The organism is Paraclostridium benzoelyticum, assembly GCF_001006285.1.
Lineage (GTDB): Bacteria > Bacillota > Clostridia > Peptostreptococcales > Peptostreptococcaceae > Paraclostridium > Paraclostridium benzoelyticum.
On sequence record NZ_LBBT01000173.1, the window covers coordinates 1 to 14,249 of the forward strand.

General features: G+C 28.8%; 15 protein-coding genes. 13 read left to right on the forward strand and 2 right to left on the reverse strand.

The window, feature by feature from the left end:
- From VN21_RS18640 to VN21_RS08035, 10 genes are all read left to right on the forward strand, one after another.
- Positions 1-221: hypothetical protein (locus tag VN21_RS18640; RefSeq protein ID WP_046822780.1), on the forward strand; the 221-nt coding region annotated here is incomplete at its 5' end.
- A 10-nt stretch (positions 222-231) separates the two neighbouring features.
- On the forward strand, positions 232-744 hold the full coding sequence (locus VN21_RS07995) for an adenine phosphoribosyltransferase (RefSeq protein WP_021428377.1): 513 nt from the start codon (positions 232-234) through the stop codon (positions 742-744).
- A gap of 74 nt (positions 745-818) precedes the next feature.
- Positions 819-3,026, forward strand: a complete 2,208-nt coding sequence (locus VN21_RS08000) for a RelA/SpoT family protein (protein ID WP_046822781.1) — start codon at positions 819-821, stop codon at positions 3,024-3,026.
- Positions 3,027-3,035: 9 nt separating this feature from the next.
- Positions 3,036-3,485, forward strand: a complete 450-nt coding sequence (gene dtd, locus VN21_RS08005) for a D-aminoacyl-tRNA deacylase (protein WP_046822782.1) — start codon at positions 3,036-3,038, stop codon at positions 3,483-3,485.
- A 13-nt stretch (positions 3,486-3,498) separates the two neighbouring features.
- A complete protein-coding gene (locus VN21_RS08010) occupies positions 3,499-4,116 on the forward strand; it encodes an MBL fold metallo-hydrolase (protein ID WP_046822783.1) in 618 nt (205 codons plus the stop codon).
- 37 nt (positions 4,117-4,153) lie between these two features.
- Complete coding sequence (hemZ, locus tag VN21_RS08015) at positions 4,154-5,629, forward strand: coproporphyrinogen dehydrogenase HemZ (protein ID WP_046822784.1); 1,476 nt, start codon at positions 4,154-4,156, stop codon at positions 5,627-5,629.
- Complete coding sequence (gene hisS, locus VN21_RS08020) at positions 5,619-6,881, forward strand: histidine--tRNA ligase (protein WP_046822785.1); 1,263 nt, start codon at positions 5,619-5,621, stop codon at positions 6,879-6,881. The genes hemZ and hisS overlap by 11 nt, the downstream gene beginning before the upstream one ends.
- 38 nt (positions 6,882-6,919) lie before the next feature.
- Positions 6,920-8,710 carry an aspartate--tRNA ligase gene (gene aspS / locus VN21_RS08025; protein ID WP_046822786.1) on the forward strand — a complete coding sequence of 597 codons (1,791 nt, stop codon included), beginning with the start codon at positions 6,920-6,922 and terminating at the stop codon, positions 8,708-8,710.
- A 102-nt stretch (positions 8,711-8,812) separates the two neighbouring features.
- The gene (locus VN21_RS08030; protein WP_021428502.1) at positions 8,813-9,103 is read left to right on the forward strand and encodes a metal-sensitive transcriptional regulator; all 291 of its coding nucleotides are present in this window, start codon (positions 8,813-8,815) and stop codon (positions 9,101-9,103) included.
- Positions 9,104-9,113: 10 nt separating this feature from the next.
- The gene (locus tag VN21_RS08035) at positions 9,114-9,554 is read left to right on the forward strand and encodes a SoxR reducing system RseC family protein (protein WP_046822787.1); all 441 of its coding nucleotides are present in this window, start codon (positions 9,114-9,116) and stop codon (positions 9,552-9,554) included.
- 35 nt (positions 9,555-9,589) lie between these two features.
- Here VN21_RS08035 and VN21_RS08040 read toward each other — a convergent pair whose 3' ends face one another.
- Positions 9,590-10,180 (reverse strand): threonine/serine exporter family protein, encoded by a 591-nt coding sequence (locus tag VN21_RS08040; protein ID WP_064503606.1) that lies wholly within the window; start codon positions 10,178-10,180, stop codon positions 9,590-9,592.
- A complete protein-coding gene (locus VN21_RS08045; protein WP_046822788.1) occupies positions 10,180-10,971 on the reverse strand; it encodes a threonine/serine exporter family protein in 792 nt (263 codons plus the stop codon). The genes VN21_RS08040 and VN21_RS08045 overlap by 1 nt, the downstream gene beginning before the upstream one ends.
- Positions 10,972-11,528: 557 nt before the next feature.
- Here VN21_RS08045 and VN21_RS08050 point away from each other — a divergent pair.
- From VN21_RS08050 to VN21_RS08060, 3 genes are all read left to right on the forward strand, one after another.
- Entirely contained in the window at positions 11,529-13,241 is a 1,713-nt protein-coding gene (locus VN21_RS08050; protein WP_046822789.1) for an ABC transporter ATP-binding protein, read from the forward strand.
- 123 nt (positions 13,242-13,364) lie between these two features.
- A complete protein-coding gene (locus VN21_RS08055; RefSeq protein WP_046822790.1) occupies positions 13,365-13,838 on the forward strand; it encodes a GNAT family N-acetyltransferase in 474 nt (157 codons plus the stop codon).
- Positions 13,839-14,009: 171 nt separating this feature from the next.
- A partial coding sequence (locus VN21_RS08060) for a hypothetical protein (RefSeq protein ID WP_046822792.1) occupies positions 14,010-14,249 on the forward strand: 240 nt, incomplete at its 3' end.

Here is a 14,249-nt window from a genome sequence, read left to right on the forward strand (position 1 = left end):
TACTAGATATTAAATCTAAGTTAAACATATCACCAATAAAATTATTTGCTATGTTAAATGTGTTTAAAGAGTTAGATTTAATTAATTTTCATGTGGAAGATGAAAATAGTACTTTAACAATGGAAATTATGCCAAAACCAAGTACTAAGATTGATTTAGATTCAAGTAAAGTACTACAAGGACTTAATCAACTTAAGGATAAATACAAGCAAAGCTATTAGGAGGATTTAAATGAACTTAAAAGATTCAATAAGAGAGATTAAAGATTTCCCAAAACCAGGTATAGGATTTAAAGACATAACAACTTTATTAAGCAACGGAGAAGCATTTAAGTTTGCGGTAGATGAAATAATAGCAGATCTAAAAGATAAGAATGTTGATATAATAGTTGGACCAGAAGCGAGAGGTTTCTTAATGGGAACTCCAGTGGCTTATGGAATGGGTATAGGATTTGTACCAGTAAGAAAGCCAGGTAAGTTACCAGGAGAAACTGAAAAATTTGAATATGGATTAGAATACGGGACAGACACTTTAGAAATCCATAAAGATTCAATAAAACCAGGTCAAAGAGTTGCAATAGTAGATGACTTATTAGCTACAGGTGGAACTATGGAAGCTGCAGCTAAACTTATAGAAAAATTAGGTGGAGAAGTTGTTTCTATGCAATTTTTAATAGAATTAGAAGAGTTGAATGGTAGAGATAAAGTATCTCAATATCATGTAAACTCACTTGTAAAATATTAATAGTGTTCAATAGTTGGTAAAAAGCCAACTATTTTCATATATATCAAAATTTATACTATAAAATAGGTGGTACTATGCAAGATAAGCAATTACAAGAACTAATAGAAAAAATAAGAAGATATGCCCCTAATGGCGATTTAGACTTAATTGAAAAAGCCTATTACTATGGTAAAAAAGCCCATGAAGGACAATTAAGAAAATCTGGGGAGCCATATTTTATACATCCAATAGCTGTTGCTAATATACTTTGTGATATGGAATTAGATATGCAAACTATAGCAGCCGGATTATTACACGATGTAGTTGAAGATACCGAATTTACATATGAAGATATTAAAAAAGATTTTGGGGAAGAAATCGCAGACCTTGTTGATGGAGTAACTAAACTTGGACAGATAAAGTATAAGTCTAAGGAAGAGACACAAGCTGAAAACTTAAGAAAAATGTTTTTAGCTATGTCAAAAGATATAAGAGTAATACTTATAAAATTAGCCGACAGGCTACATAATATGAGGACTCTAAAGTTCATGCCGCCTGAAAAAGCTAAAGCTAAAGCGACAGAAACGCTAGAAATATACGGTGGAATTGCAAGTAGATTAGGAATATACAAAGTAAAATGGGAACTAGAAGATATCGCACTTAGATATATAGATTGTGATGGATATTATGACTTGGTGGAAAAAGTAGCTAAAAAAAGAAGCCAAAGAGAAGCTTATATAGAAGGAATAGTACATATTCTTAAAGAAAAATTTGATGAAGTTAATATAAATTGTGATATATATGGAAGACCTAAGCATTTCTACAGTATATATAGAAAGATGAAAAACAAGCATAAGGATTTTGAAGAAATATATGATTTAATGGCAGTTAGAATAATCGTAAATTCAGTAAAAGATTGTTATGCAGTTTTAGGTATGGTGCATACTCTATGGAAGCCAATACCAGGAAGATTTAAAGACTATATAGCTATGCCAAAGCCTAATATGTACCAATCCTTACATACCATAGTTGTAGGACCAGATGGAGAGCCTTTAGAAATTCAAATAAGAACTAATGAAATGCATAACATAGCAGAATACGGAATTGCTGCACACTGGAAGTATAAAGAAGGAAAAACTAGTGGTAAGGAAAGTAAACTAGAAGAAAAACTACAATGGTTAAGACAGATGATGGAGTGGGAAAAGGACTTAAAGGACCCACAAGAATTTATGGATGCATTAAAAGATGACGTGTTTAATAGCCAGGTATATGTATTTACGCCAAAAGGGGATGTAATAGAGTTACCTGCTGGGTCAACACCGATTGACTTTGCATACAGAGTTCACACTAATGTAGGGAACAAATGCGTAGGAGCTAAGATAAATGGAAGAATAGTTACATTGGACTATAAGTTGCAAAATGGTAATATTGTTGAGATTTTAACTTCAGCAAATTCAAGTGGACCAAGTAGAGATTGGATAAATATAGTACAAACTCCTAACGCTAAGTCTAAAATAAGACAATGGTTTAAAAAAGAAAGACGAGAAGAAAATATAGAAAGAGGTAGCTTGATTTTAGAGAAAGAATTTAAAAAATATAGCATACCTACAAAAGATCCAATAATTGAAAAGTATATGCTTCAAATGGCAAGAAAGTTTAACCAACCGACTGTAGATGATCTAGTTGCAACTATAGGATATGGAGGGATAATGCCATCTCAGATAGTTCCTAAAATAAAAGAACTTTATGAAAAAGATTACGTAAAGAAATCTTCTGATATAAAGCTCATAGATGATATAAATAAACATAGTATAGGAGAACAAGAGTATACTAAAAAAAGAAAAAAATCATCACCTCAAGGAGTTATGGTAAAAGGAGTAGATAATATACTTGTTAGATTTGCTAAGTGCTGTAATCCAATACCTGGAGATGAGATTATAGGATATATAACAAAGGGAAGAGGAGTTGCAGTACATAGAAAGGATTGTCCTAACTCTAACTTAGATAATGACTATTTTAAAAACAGATTAGTAGAAGTTTCTTGGGAAAACTCCAATAATGCGAAGTTTGAAGCGGAAATTCAAATACAAGCAGAAGACAGACGTGGAATTATAAATGACATAACGCATATTGTGTCTATAGAAAAAGTATCATTAAATGGGATTAATGCAAGAAAAGGAAAACTAAATATTGTAAGTGTAAACTTACTTGTAGAAGTTGATAGTATAGAAACATTAACTCTTTTAATGAAAAAGGTAAGAGCAATACCGGGAGTGGAAGATATTTATAGAGTTATAAATTAAGGAGGCATTATGAGAGCTGTAGTTCAGAGGGTAGCATCATCGAGTGTCACTGTAGATGAGCAAGAAATTTCAAATATAGAAAAAGGATTATTAGTACTTTTAGGAGTGACACATGAAGACACTAGTAAGGATGTTGATTATTTAATAGAAAAAATAGTTAACTTAAGAATATTTGAAGATGAAGATGAAAAAATGAATTTATCTCTTAAAGATATAAATGGAGAATTGATTGTTGTCTCACAATTTACATTATATGGAGACTGCAGAAAAGGCAGAAGGCCTAACTTTACAGGAGCGGCTAAGCCAGATTTAGCTAATAATTTATATGAGGAATTCATAGAAAAAGCTAAAAAACAAAATATAAATGTTGGTACTGGAAAATTTGGAGCACATATGATGGTTGAACTAATAAATGATGGACCAGTTACAATACTTATAGATTCTGAAAAAAATTTTTAAGGGGGATTTAATTATGATAATAGAGAAATTCACAGATCATTTATTTGGAGAAAACACATACTTAATAGCAGATAAAAACACTAGAGAGGGTGCGGTTATAGATCCAGGCGGAGAAATAGATGATTTAATGAGATTTATAAAAGATAACTTTATAGATGTTAAATATATAATACTTACGCATGGACATGGAGACCACATCGGTTGTGTTCCTAAGTTAAAAGAAACTACAAATGCATGTATAATAGCTGACAGTGAAGAGAAAGAGTTACTTTTAGATAAAAAGAAAAACTTGAGTTATAGAATGCATTGTGGAGCAACTGAGTTTGATGCAGATAAATATGTAAATGAGGGAGACAGTATAAAATTAGGAGAATTAAAGCTTAAGTTTATACACACTCCAGGACACACAAAAGGTTGTATGTGCATAAAAGTTGGGAATCACATGTTTACAGGAGATACATTATTTGCTGGAAGTATGGGAAGAACTGATTTATACAGTGGAGATGACAACCAAATGAAAAAATCATTAAATAGATTAAAAAAATATGAAGATGATATAATCGTATATCCAGGGCATGGTCCAAACACTACAATGGGAATAGAAAAAGCAACTAATCCATATTTAGTATAAGGAGTTTGTTCAGAATAACAATAAAGGAGTAGTTTAAATGTTAGGTATTGAGTTAAAAGGACATGACTACAAATATGAAATTGCAGAATTATTCAAGTTATTTACTACTCAATTTAAATTTATAAAAGAAGATGAAAACTTTGAAAAAACTTTGATAAATGAGTTTGTTAAAGATAAAAATTGCATAAAGAGTATAACTAAATACTATGAAAAAGACGATTTAAAGCTTTGTAAAGAAGAAGTTTTTGATATAACTTCTTTAAATGAAGAAGAGATAAAAAAGAAATCTAAAACTATTATAAAAAGAAGTATATTTAAGGTTTTAAGTGAATTGTACGACACTTATGTACCATGGGGGATTTTGACAGGAATAAGACCTGTTAAAATAGTCCATAGTTTATTAGATGAAGGACTGAGTGAATTTGAGATAAGACAAAACCTTAAAGATAACTATTTAATAAAAGATGAAAAAATAGATTTAGCTTTAGATATAGCAAAAAGAGAGCGTGTATTTATATATCCTATTGATAAAAACAAAATATCTTTATATGTAAGTATTCCTTTTTGCCCTACGAGATGTGTATATTGCTCATTTCCTTCTAATCCTATGAAACAATTTGGACATTTAAGAGAGAATTACGTAAAAGCTATTGTAAAGGAAATAAAAGGGTTAGCGAAACTATTAAAAGAGACTAATAAAGAAATCGAAACTTTATATATAGGTGGAGGAACACCGACAACATTAGAGGCTGAGCAACTAGATGATTTAATTAAATCTCTATTTATAGAACTTGATTTAACAAAAATAAAAGAGTTTACAGTTGAAGCTGGAAGACCAGATACTATAACTAGAGAAAAATTAGAAGTTATGAAAAAACATAATGTTACTAGAATAAGCATAAATCCTCAAACTATGAATAATGAAACCTTAGTCAAAATAGGTAGAGATCATAACGTAGATGATATAGTAAGATGTTTTAATATGGCTAGAGAGCTTGGATTTAATAATATAAACATGGATATTATACTAGGTTTAGTAGATGAAAATGTGGAAATGGTTAGAAATACTTTAGAAAGAATAAAAGAACTTTCTCCAGAGAGTTTAACTGTACATACATTAGCAATAAAAAGAGCATCTACACTAAAAGAAAATCTAGATAAGTATGAACTTACAAGATATGAAGAGATGATAAGCATGATAAATTTATCTATGGAGTATGCAAAATCTATGGGACTTAATCCTTACTATATGTACAGACAAAAACATATGCTTGGAAACCTTGAAAACATAGGATATGCTAAAGAAGGATTTGAATGTATATATAATATTCAAATTATGGAAGAAAAGCAAAGTAATCTTGCTGTAGGGGCAGGTGCTATCAGCAAATATGTATATGTAGATGAAGATAGAATTGAAAGAACTGACAATGTTAAAAATGTAGAAATTTACATAGATAGAGTTGATGAAATGATAGAAAGAAAGGAAAAGGAGGTATATAAAAATGTTAACTAAAGCTCCAAGAGGAACTAAAGATATAACTCCAAAAGATGCATATAAATGGAATTATGTTGAAAATAAATTTAGAGAAGTATGCGCATTGTTTGGATATGAGGAAATAAGAACTCCTATATTTGAACATACAGAGTTATTCCAAAGAGGTGTCGGAGAAACAACAGATGTCGTTCAAAAGGAAATGTATACTTTTGAAGACAAAGGAAATAGAAGTATAACGCTAAAACCAGAAGGTACAGCTGGTGCAGTAAGAGCATTCATTGAAAATAAAATGTATGCAGATACTCAACCAACCAAATTATTCTACCAAACTCCATGCTTTAGATACGAAAGACCTCAAGCTGGAAGACAAAGACAATTCCATCAATTTGGAATAGAAACATTAGGTAGTGACAAACCATCTATAGATGCTGAAGTTATAGCTTTAGCTGTTCAATTTTTCAATGAGGTAGGATTAAATAATTTAGAAACTTGTATAAACTCAGTAGGTTGCCCTACTTGTAGAGAAAAATATAATAATATTTTAAAAGATTATCTAGATGCAAAAAGTGATGTTTTATGTGAGACTTGCAATGAGAGAAAAGAAAAAAATCCAATGAGAGTTATAGACTGTAAGAACCCAGTTTGCAAAGAAAATTTAGCAGATATTCCATATATGATAGATCACTTATGTGATGATTGCAAAGATCATTTTGCAAAAGTTCAAGAGTATTTAACTGAAATGGGTATAAATTTCAAAGTTGATAAAACTATAGTTAGAGGACTTGATTACTACAAAAAGACTGCTTTTGAAATAATATCAAATGATATAGGAGCACAAAGCACAGTTTGTGGTGGTGGTAGATATGATGGACTAGTAGAACAACTAGGAGGGCCTAAAGGCGTTAGCGGAATTGGATTTGCTCTTGGGGTTGAAAGATTACTATTAACTCTTGAAAATAATAATATAGAAATTGAAAATCCTAAAGCTACAGATATATTCATAGCTACAATAGGTGAAAATGCTCAGACTAAGAGTTTTAAAATATTAAAAGATTTAAGAGAAAATCATATAAGTGCAGATAAAGATCATTTAGATAGAAGTTTAAAAGCTCAATTTAAATATTCAGATAAATTAAATGCAAAATATACTATAGTAATAGGTGATGATGAATTAGCAAATGATGAAGTAAAATTAAAAGATATGTCAACATCAGAACAAACTAGTATAAAATTAAGTGAAATCGTTAAAGAATTAAAAAATAGATTATAGATAATTCTTAATAATTAATAACATATTGGAGGAAAGACATGGAGACTCTAAACGGATTAAAGAGAACTCACTATTGTGGAGACTTAAGAGAATCTAATATAGATGAAGAAGTTGTACTTATGGGATGGGTACAAAAGAAAAGAAACTTAGGTGGATTAGTATTTGTAGACTTAAGAGATAGAAGTGGAATTTGCCAAATAATATTTGACACAGATGTAAATGCAGAAGCTTTTGCAAAAGCTGAAAAATTAGGATCTGAGTATGTAATAGCAATAAAGGGTAAGGTTGCAGAAAGATCTTCTAAAAATCCTAATTTACCAACAGGTGATATAGAAGTATTTGCTACAGAATTAAAATTACTAAATAAATCAGAGACACCACCTATATATATAAAAGATGACGATAATGTATCTGAAGAGTTAAGACTTAAATATAGATATTTAGATTTAAGAAAACCATCTATGCAAAAGAACTTAATATTAAGAAGTAGAGTTGCTAGTATAGTTAGAAATTACTTAACAGAAAATAATTTCTTTGAAATAGAAACACCATTTTTAATAAAACCAACTCCAGAAGGAGCTAGAGACTATTTAGTACCAAGTAGAGTAAATGAAGGTAAATTCTATGCACTACCACAATCACCTCAATTATTTAAACAATTATTGATGGTAAGTGGAATGGATAGATACTTCCAAATAGTTAAGTGTTTTAGAGATGAGGACTTAAGAGCTGATAGACAGCCAGAGTTTACTCAAATAGACTGTGAAATGTCTTTTGTTGAACAAGAAGATGTTATGGCTATAATGGAAAAAATGGTACAAAGAATATTCAAAGAAGTATTGAATGTAGAGGTTAGCTTACCTCTTAAGGCGATGACTTATGCTGAAGCTATGGAAAGATATGGATCAGATAAGCCTGATACTAGATTTGGATATGAATTAACTAATATATCTGATGTAGTTGCAAATTGTGGATTTGGTGTTTTTGCTAATGCTACTAAAGATGGAATGAGTGTTAGAGGTATAAACGTAAAAGGTAAAGCAGAAGATTTCTCTAAGAAACAAATTGGAAAATTAGAAGATCATGCTAAAACTTATAAAGCAAAAGGTCTTGCTTGGATGAAAGTTGGAGAAAATAATGAAGTAACATCTCCTATAGCTAAGTTCTTCACAGAAGAAGAAATAAATGCTATATTAAATAAAATGGATGCTCAATCTGGAGACTTATTATTATTTGTTGCAGATAAGGATAGTGTAGTATTTGATGCTTTAGGTCAAGTAAGATTAGAAGTAGCTAGAAGATTAGACTTATTAGATAACAATACTTATGAAATGTTATGGGTTACTGAATTCCCAGTATTTGAAGAAGATGAAGAAACTGGAAGAATGATAGCTAAGCATCACCCGTTCACTTCTCCATTAGATGAAGATTTAGAAAGATTAGAAGGCAATGATAAAGCTTCTTTAAGAGCTAAAGCTTATGATATGGTTATAAATGGTTATGAAGTAGGAGGAGGAAGTGTTAGAATATTTAATGCTGATGTGCAACAAAAAATGTTCAAAGCATTAGGTTTCACTGAAGAAGAAGCTCAAGAAAAATTCGGATTCCTATTAGATGCATTCAAATATGGTACTCCACCTCATGCTGGTATGGCATTTGGTCTTGATAGACTTATAATGATATTAGCTGGAACTACTAATATAAAAGATGTAATAGCATTCCCTAAAAATCAAAGTGCTGTTTGTCCTATGACTAATGCTCCTGCAATTGCAGAAGAAGTTCAATTAGAAGAATTAAATATAAAAGTTGATATAAAAGATAAAGAATAGCACGTTTAAAATAAATACTGTTGAAGAAAATTCAGCAGTATTTATTTTTTTTTGAAGAAAATAATATATAATATATTATATGAATGAAAAAGAGGTAATAATATGGAGAAAAAATTAGCTAAAAACAATGATAAGGAAGCCATCATAAAGCGATTAAATAGAATTGAAGGACAAGTAAAGGGTATTCAAAAGATGGTAGAGGATGAAAGATATTGTGTAGATATTCTAGTCCAAATATCCGCAATAAGATCAGCTATAAATAGAGTTGGAAATATAATACTTGAAAATCATATAAAAGGATGTGTATCAAACTCGATAAAAGAGGGTGAAACACAAGAATCAGAAGAATTAATTTCTGAACTGATGGAAACTATAAACAAATTTACAAAATAGGGGGAGTACTATGAATCAACATGGGTATGTAGTAGAAATAGTAGATAGTATAACTGCTAAAATAAAAATGCAACAGCATTCAGCTTGTGCATCTTGTGGTAAGTGTGCATCATCTACTGATAAAAAAGATATAGTTGTTGAAGTTGATAATACTATAGGAGCTAAAGTAGGTGACTATGTAGAATTAAACATGGATTCTATAAATGTAATAAAAGCTGCATCTATAGTATATATAATTCCTTTAGTAGCGCTTTTAGGGGGTACAGTGGTTTCATATAGTATATTGAATTTAATTAATACATCTGTTAATAAAGAAGTATTAAGTGCTGTAATAGCTCTAGTGTTAACCGGGTTAGTTTACTTATTTATAAAAAAGAAAGATTCAAAGCTTAGAGAAAGTAGACAGTATATACCAGTAATAACTAAGGTTATAGATAAAATAAATATATAAAAAAGAGGAAGTTATACGACTTCCTCTTTTATTATCTATTTTAAATCTTTTTTATCATCTTCTTGTACATTTTTATCTTTATCTATTGCCAAATCTATATCTAAATCACTATCTTCTGTCATTATATTATTTTCATAGTTGGAATCTTTTTTTGTTATAACGTGGTTAAATCCAAATGTAGCTTTATTTAATTTTATTGTATTTATAGTTTTAACAAATGAAGTAACTAGTAATATACCAAGAGATATAGCGCCTCCGACCAAAAGTGCAGTTGCACCTGTAGATGCAGCTAGTTCATAGTTTTCTTGAACTAAATAAAGCATTGTGTTATACATTCCAAGTCCAGGGACTAAAGGAATTATACCAGGTATTACAAAGACGATAGCTGGCTGTTTTAATTTTCTAGCACAAACTTCACTAGCAATACCTATTATAGTTGCTGGAACAAAGTTTGATAAAGCTGGATTGTTTGTAGCTTTAAATAGATATACATATAAAACCCATCCTATAGCTCCTATTAAACCAGATACATAAAGAGATCTCTTAGGAGCACTTAAAAATATAGCAAATCCTATTGTACATAAAAAACTAAATATAAAATGTAAATATAAAGGCATGCTACTCATTATAATATACCTCCTAATCTAAGCCATACTTCAAGAACAAATCCTACTCCGACAGCTATAGCGGTTGCGGTTAATGCAGCATCAAAAGCTCTAGCTACCCCTGAAATTAAATCTCCAGAAATAAGGTCTCTTAAGCCTTTAATTAATGAAACTCCAGGAAGTAGAGGCATTATAGATCCTACAATAAGTGTATTAGGTTGACTCAAAAGTCCTAAGCTTGATAAACTAACACCTACAACTGCTATGAAAATTGAAGCTGCAAGTGTAGAAAATGAAGGTATAGAACTAATACTAAATATTTTATCAAATATTATAACAGCGAAAATCGATGTTATGTATGTAAATAAAAAATCTACTACTGTACAACCTAATAAAACTGAGAAGCATGCAGATCCAAGCCCAGTTCCTATATATACTACCCATTGGTTATAAGACTTAGCTTTTTCAATTCCTTTAAGCTGAATTAGTGCATCTTCAATTGATAAATCTTTATTAGAGACAAATTCCCTTGAAAATGCATTCAAAAGGTCGATTTTATTTATGTTTATACCTCTATTTTTTATAGTCTTCATAAACGTTATACCATCGAATCTTTCGTCTGAGATAATTATTACAGTAGGGGATGTAAATACGTTTACATGTTTAAAACCTCTAGAATTACAAATTCTAAGTATGGTGTCCTCTACTCTATAAGTTTCAGCACCATTTCGAAGCATCAGCTCCCCGGTGAAAAGTGCTAGTCTGAAGATATTCTTTTTTCCGTGTTGATCAATGTTATTTTCTCTATCCAAAATTACACCTCCTAAATAAATATAACAATAAAGATTATATCAAATTATTGCACTATATTACACATATTTATTCACTATAAAAACACATTAAATATAATTTAAAAATTATTTATTTAGAAAAGAAACAATATGATAATTTATGATGATTTTAGATTAGTCTATTTAAAAGATTCTTTAGAAGAAGTTTTAAGTGGTAAAAACGAAAATAAAGCAATAATTATAGTTAAGGATAGTAAAAAATAATAGGAATGTTATAGTACTTTAGATTATATTTTATTTGAAGATAAATTTGCTTATATAAAATATTTATACGTAACTCAAGATAAATTAAAAACTTTAGAAAATAGAGAGTCTATTTCTAAATAGTTATTTGATTATGAAATAGATATATTAAAAAGTAATGGATTCAAGTATATATGTGAATATGAACTAACTAGAGATAATGAATTAGAATGTTTGTTTAAAATAAATGAGATGAAAGATTATAGAAGCAGATTATGTAAAAAATTAAACTAAATTAAATATAATATAATATGTAATTAAGCTAGGGAGAAGATATGAAAAATTTTTTAAAAGATTTATGGAAAATAGCTAAGATATATAAATGGTATGAGTTTATGGGTTTAATATTTACTATTTTATATACTATTGCTGTATATATAGCACCTAGGCTATCTAGATATTTGATAGATGATGTTATTCCAAGTAATTCTATTCAAAAACTAAAGGTAGGAATATTGGTTTTTTTGATAGGGTGTTTGTGCCAACCTATATTTTCTTATTTAAAAGACAGAATATTCATGAACGTTAGTGAAAATATGACTATATTATTTAGAGAAAAAATGTTTAATAAGATTATAAATGCACCTATGGATTTTTTTGATAATAGTAATAATGGAGCCATCGTTTCTAGGATAAGTAATGATGGAAGGAGTATAAGTGTATTTATTACTAACTTTTTTATTGTATTTTTAAAAAATATAATTTTAATAGCTATGATATTAATCCAAATGATGATTTATAGTAAAGAAATCACATTAATAGTTGTATTTTTATATTTAACTTTTTTCTTTTTTAACTGGAAAATATCTAAAAAATTTAGCCCTATGTCTAAAGAAATTCAAAAGAATTATGATCAAATATGCATAAAAATCAATAGAAGTGTTACTTCTATTAACACCATAAAGGCATTTAATAGAGAAAATCAAGTAAAAGATGAATTTAAAGAAATAATAGAAACTAGCTATTTAAATAATATAAGTTTCAGAAAGTTAACCCTTTTTATTAATAGTTTTGGGAATGCAATGACTATAACATCTCTAGCTATTATATATGGAATGGGAAGTTTATTCGTTATGAATGGGACAATGACTGTAGGAACAATCGTAGCTTTAGGTCTTTACTTTCAAATTTTGGTACAACCGGTATATGAAATATTGAATACAAACATCGATATGCACACCTTAATGCCTATATTAGATAGAATTAATGAATATATTAATTTAGGAACTGAAAAGACTAGTGATGGAAATAGTGATATTACACATATTGAAGAAATAGAAATGAGAAATGTAGGTTTTAAATATAAAAATGGAAGTCAAGCTTTAAATAATATCAACTTTAAGTTACCGTCAAAAGGAATTTTTGCATTTGTAGGAGATTCTGGAGCAGGAAAAAGTTCTTTAATAAAATTATTAAGTGCATTTTACAATTCATATGATGGGGAAATAAAAATAAATCAAAAAGAACTAAAGTCTTATGGGGTAAGTGATGTAAGAAAAGTTATAAGATTAGTTTCTCAGGATATAGAATTACTTAATGAGTCAATCAAAGACAACATAAAGATGGGAAGAGATATAGAAGAATCACAAATAGAAAAAGTTATTAAAAAACTTAATTTAGAAGAAACAATAGATAAATTAGAAGAAAGATATGAAACTATAATTAATGAAAGAGTTAATTTATCAGGTGGGGAAAAGCAAAGAATATCTATTGCGAGAGCTTTAGTTGAGGATTCTTTAGTTTATATTTTTGATGAACCTACAGCTGCACTTGATACTATCAATGAAAAAAAAGTGAAAGATATCTTAGAAGAGTTGTCAAAGGATAGACTTGTAATAATAATAACTCACAATCTAAGTTTATTAAATAAAGCAGATTGTATTTATACAATGAAAAGTGGAGAAATAGTAGAAAAAGGAAATTATGAAACTTTAATAAAGGGCGATACATATTTTTCTAAACTTATAAATGAACTTTCTAGAAAGTAATAGGTTACATTTAATCTAAAAGGAGAAAATGAAATTAATAGTAATGGAGGTATACTTGATATTAAGTAAGAAAATATAAAATGTAACTACATATTATTAAAAATTACATGTTGGAGGAGTAATATGGAAATCAAGATTAGGGAACCAAATTTATCTGATTTAGATGATATACTAGAAATGCTTAGAAATTTATGTATAGATCAATTAGGAAAAGATGATTTTTATAAAGGGAGTTTAGAATTTAACTTTCATGAAAATTGTATTAAGGACTCTATAATAAATGAAAAATGTGGACTATTTGTATCTGAGTATAATGAAAAAGTTCAAGGGTTTATAGAAGTTAGAATAGATGGTAATAACTTTAAATTTGAACATAATGATTATGCTTATATAGTTAATCTCTATGTAAAACCAGAGAGTAGAAATAATAAGGGGATATATTCAAGTAAACTATATAAAGCTGCTGAAAATTGGGCTGTTTCAAAAGAAAAAAACTTTATAATAGCAGATGCCTTTGCTCATAATAAAAAAATGTTTAGAATTGCTAAGATATTTGGATTTTCAAAATACAAAACACTAATGGTTAGAGAGATTTGAAGTCATTAATTCTGTTAATAAAATTGATGGCATACTAACACTGTTCCAAGAATTGGTGTAACACTAATAAATCTAGGGATAGTTCCAAAAGATGTAGTTATAAATATTTTTAAAGGTATAGTAAAAGTTGTTCATGTAGATTTAAATATGGAGAATAAGGAGATGCAAGTAGTGATAGAAAAGATAAAATTACAACAAGCATGTATAGATGATCTAAATTATTTACTTGATATTATGTCTAAAATAGATAAAAAAAGAGAGGATATGATAATTTATGATGATTTTAGATTAAGCCATTCAAAAAATTCTTTAGAAGAAGTTTTAAATAGCAAAACTGAAAATGAATTAATAATTATAGCTAAGGACAATGAAAAAATAATAGGGATATTAAATTTAATATTTAGTCCTCCA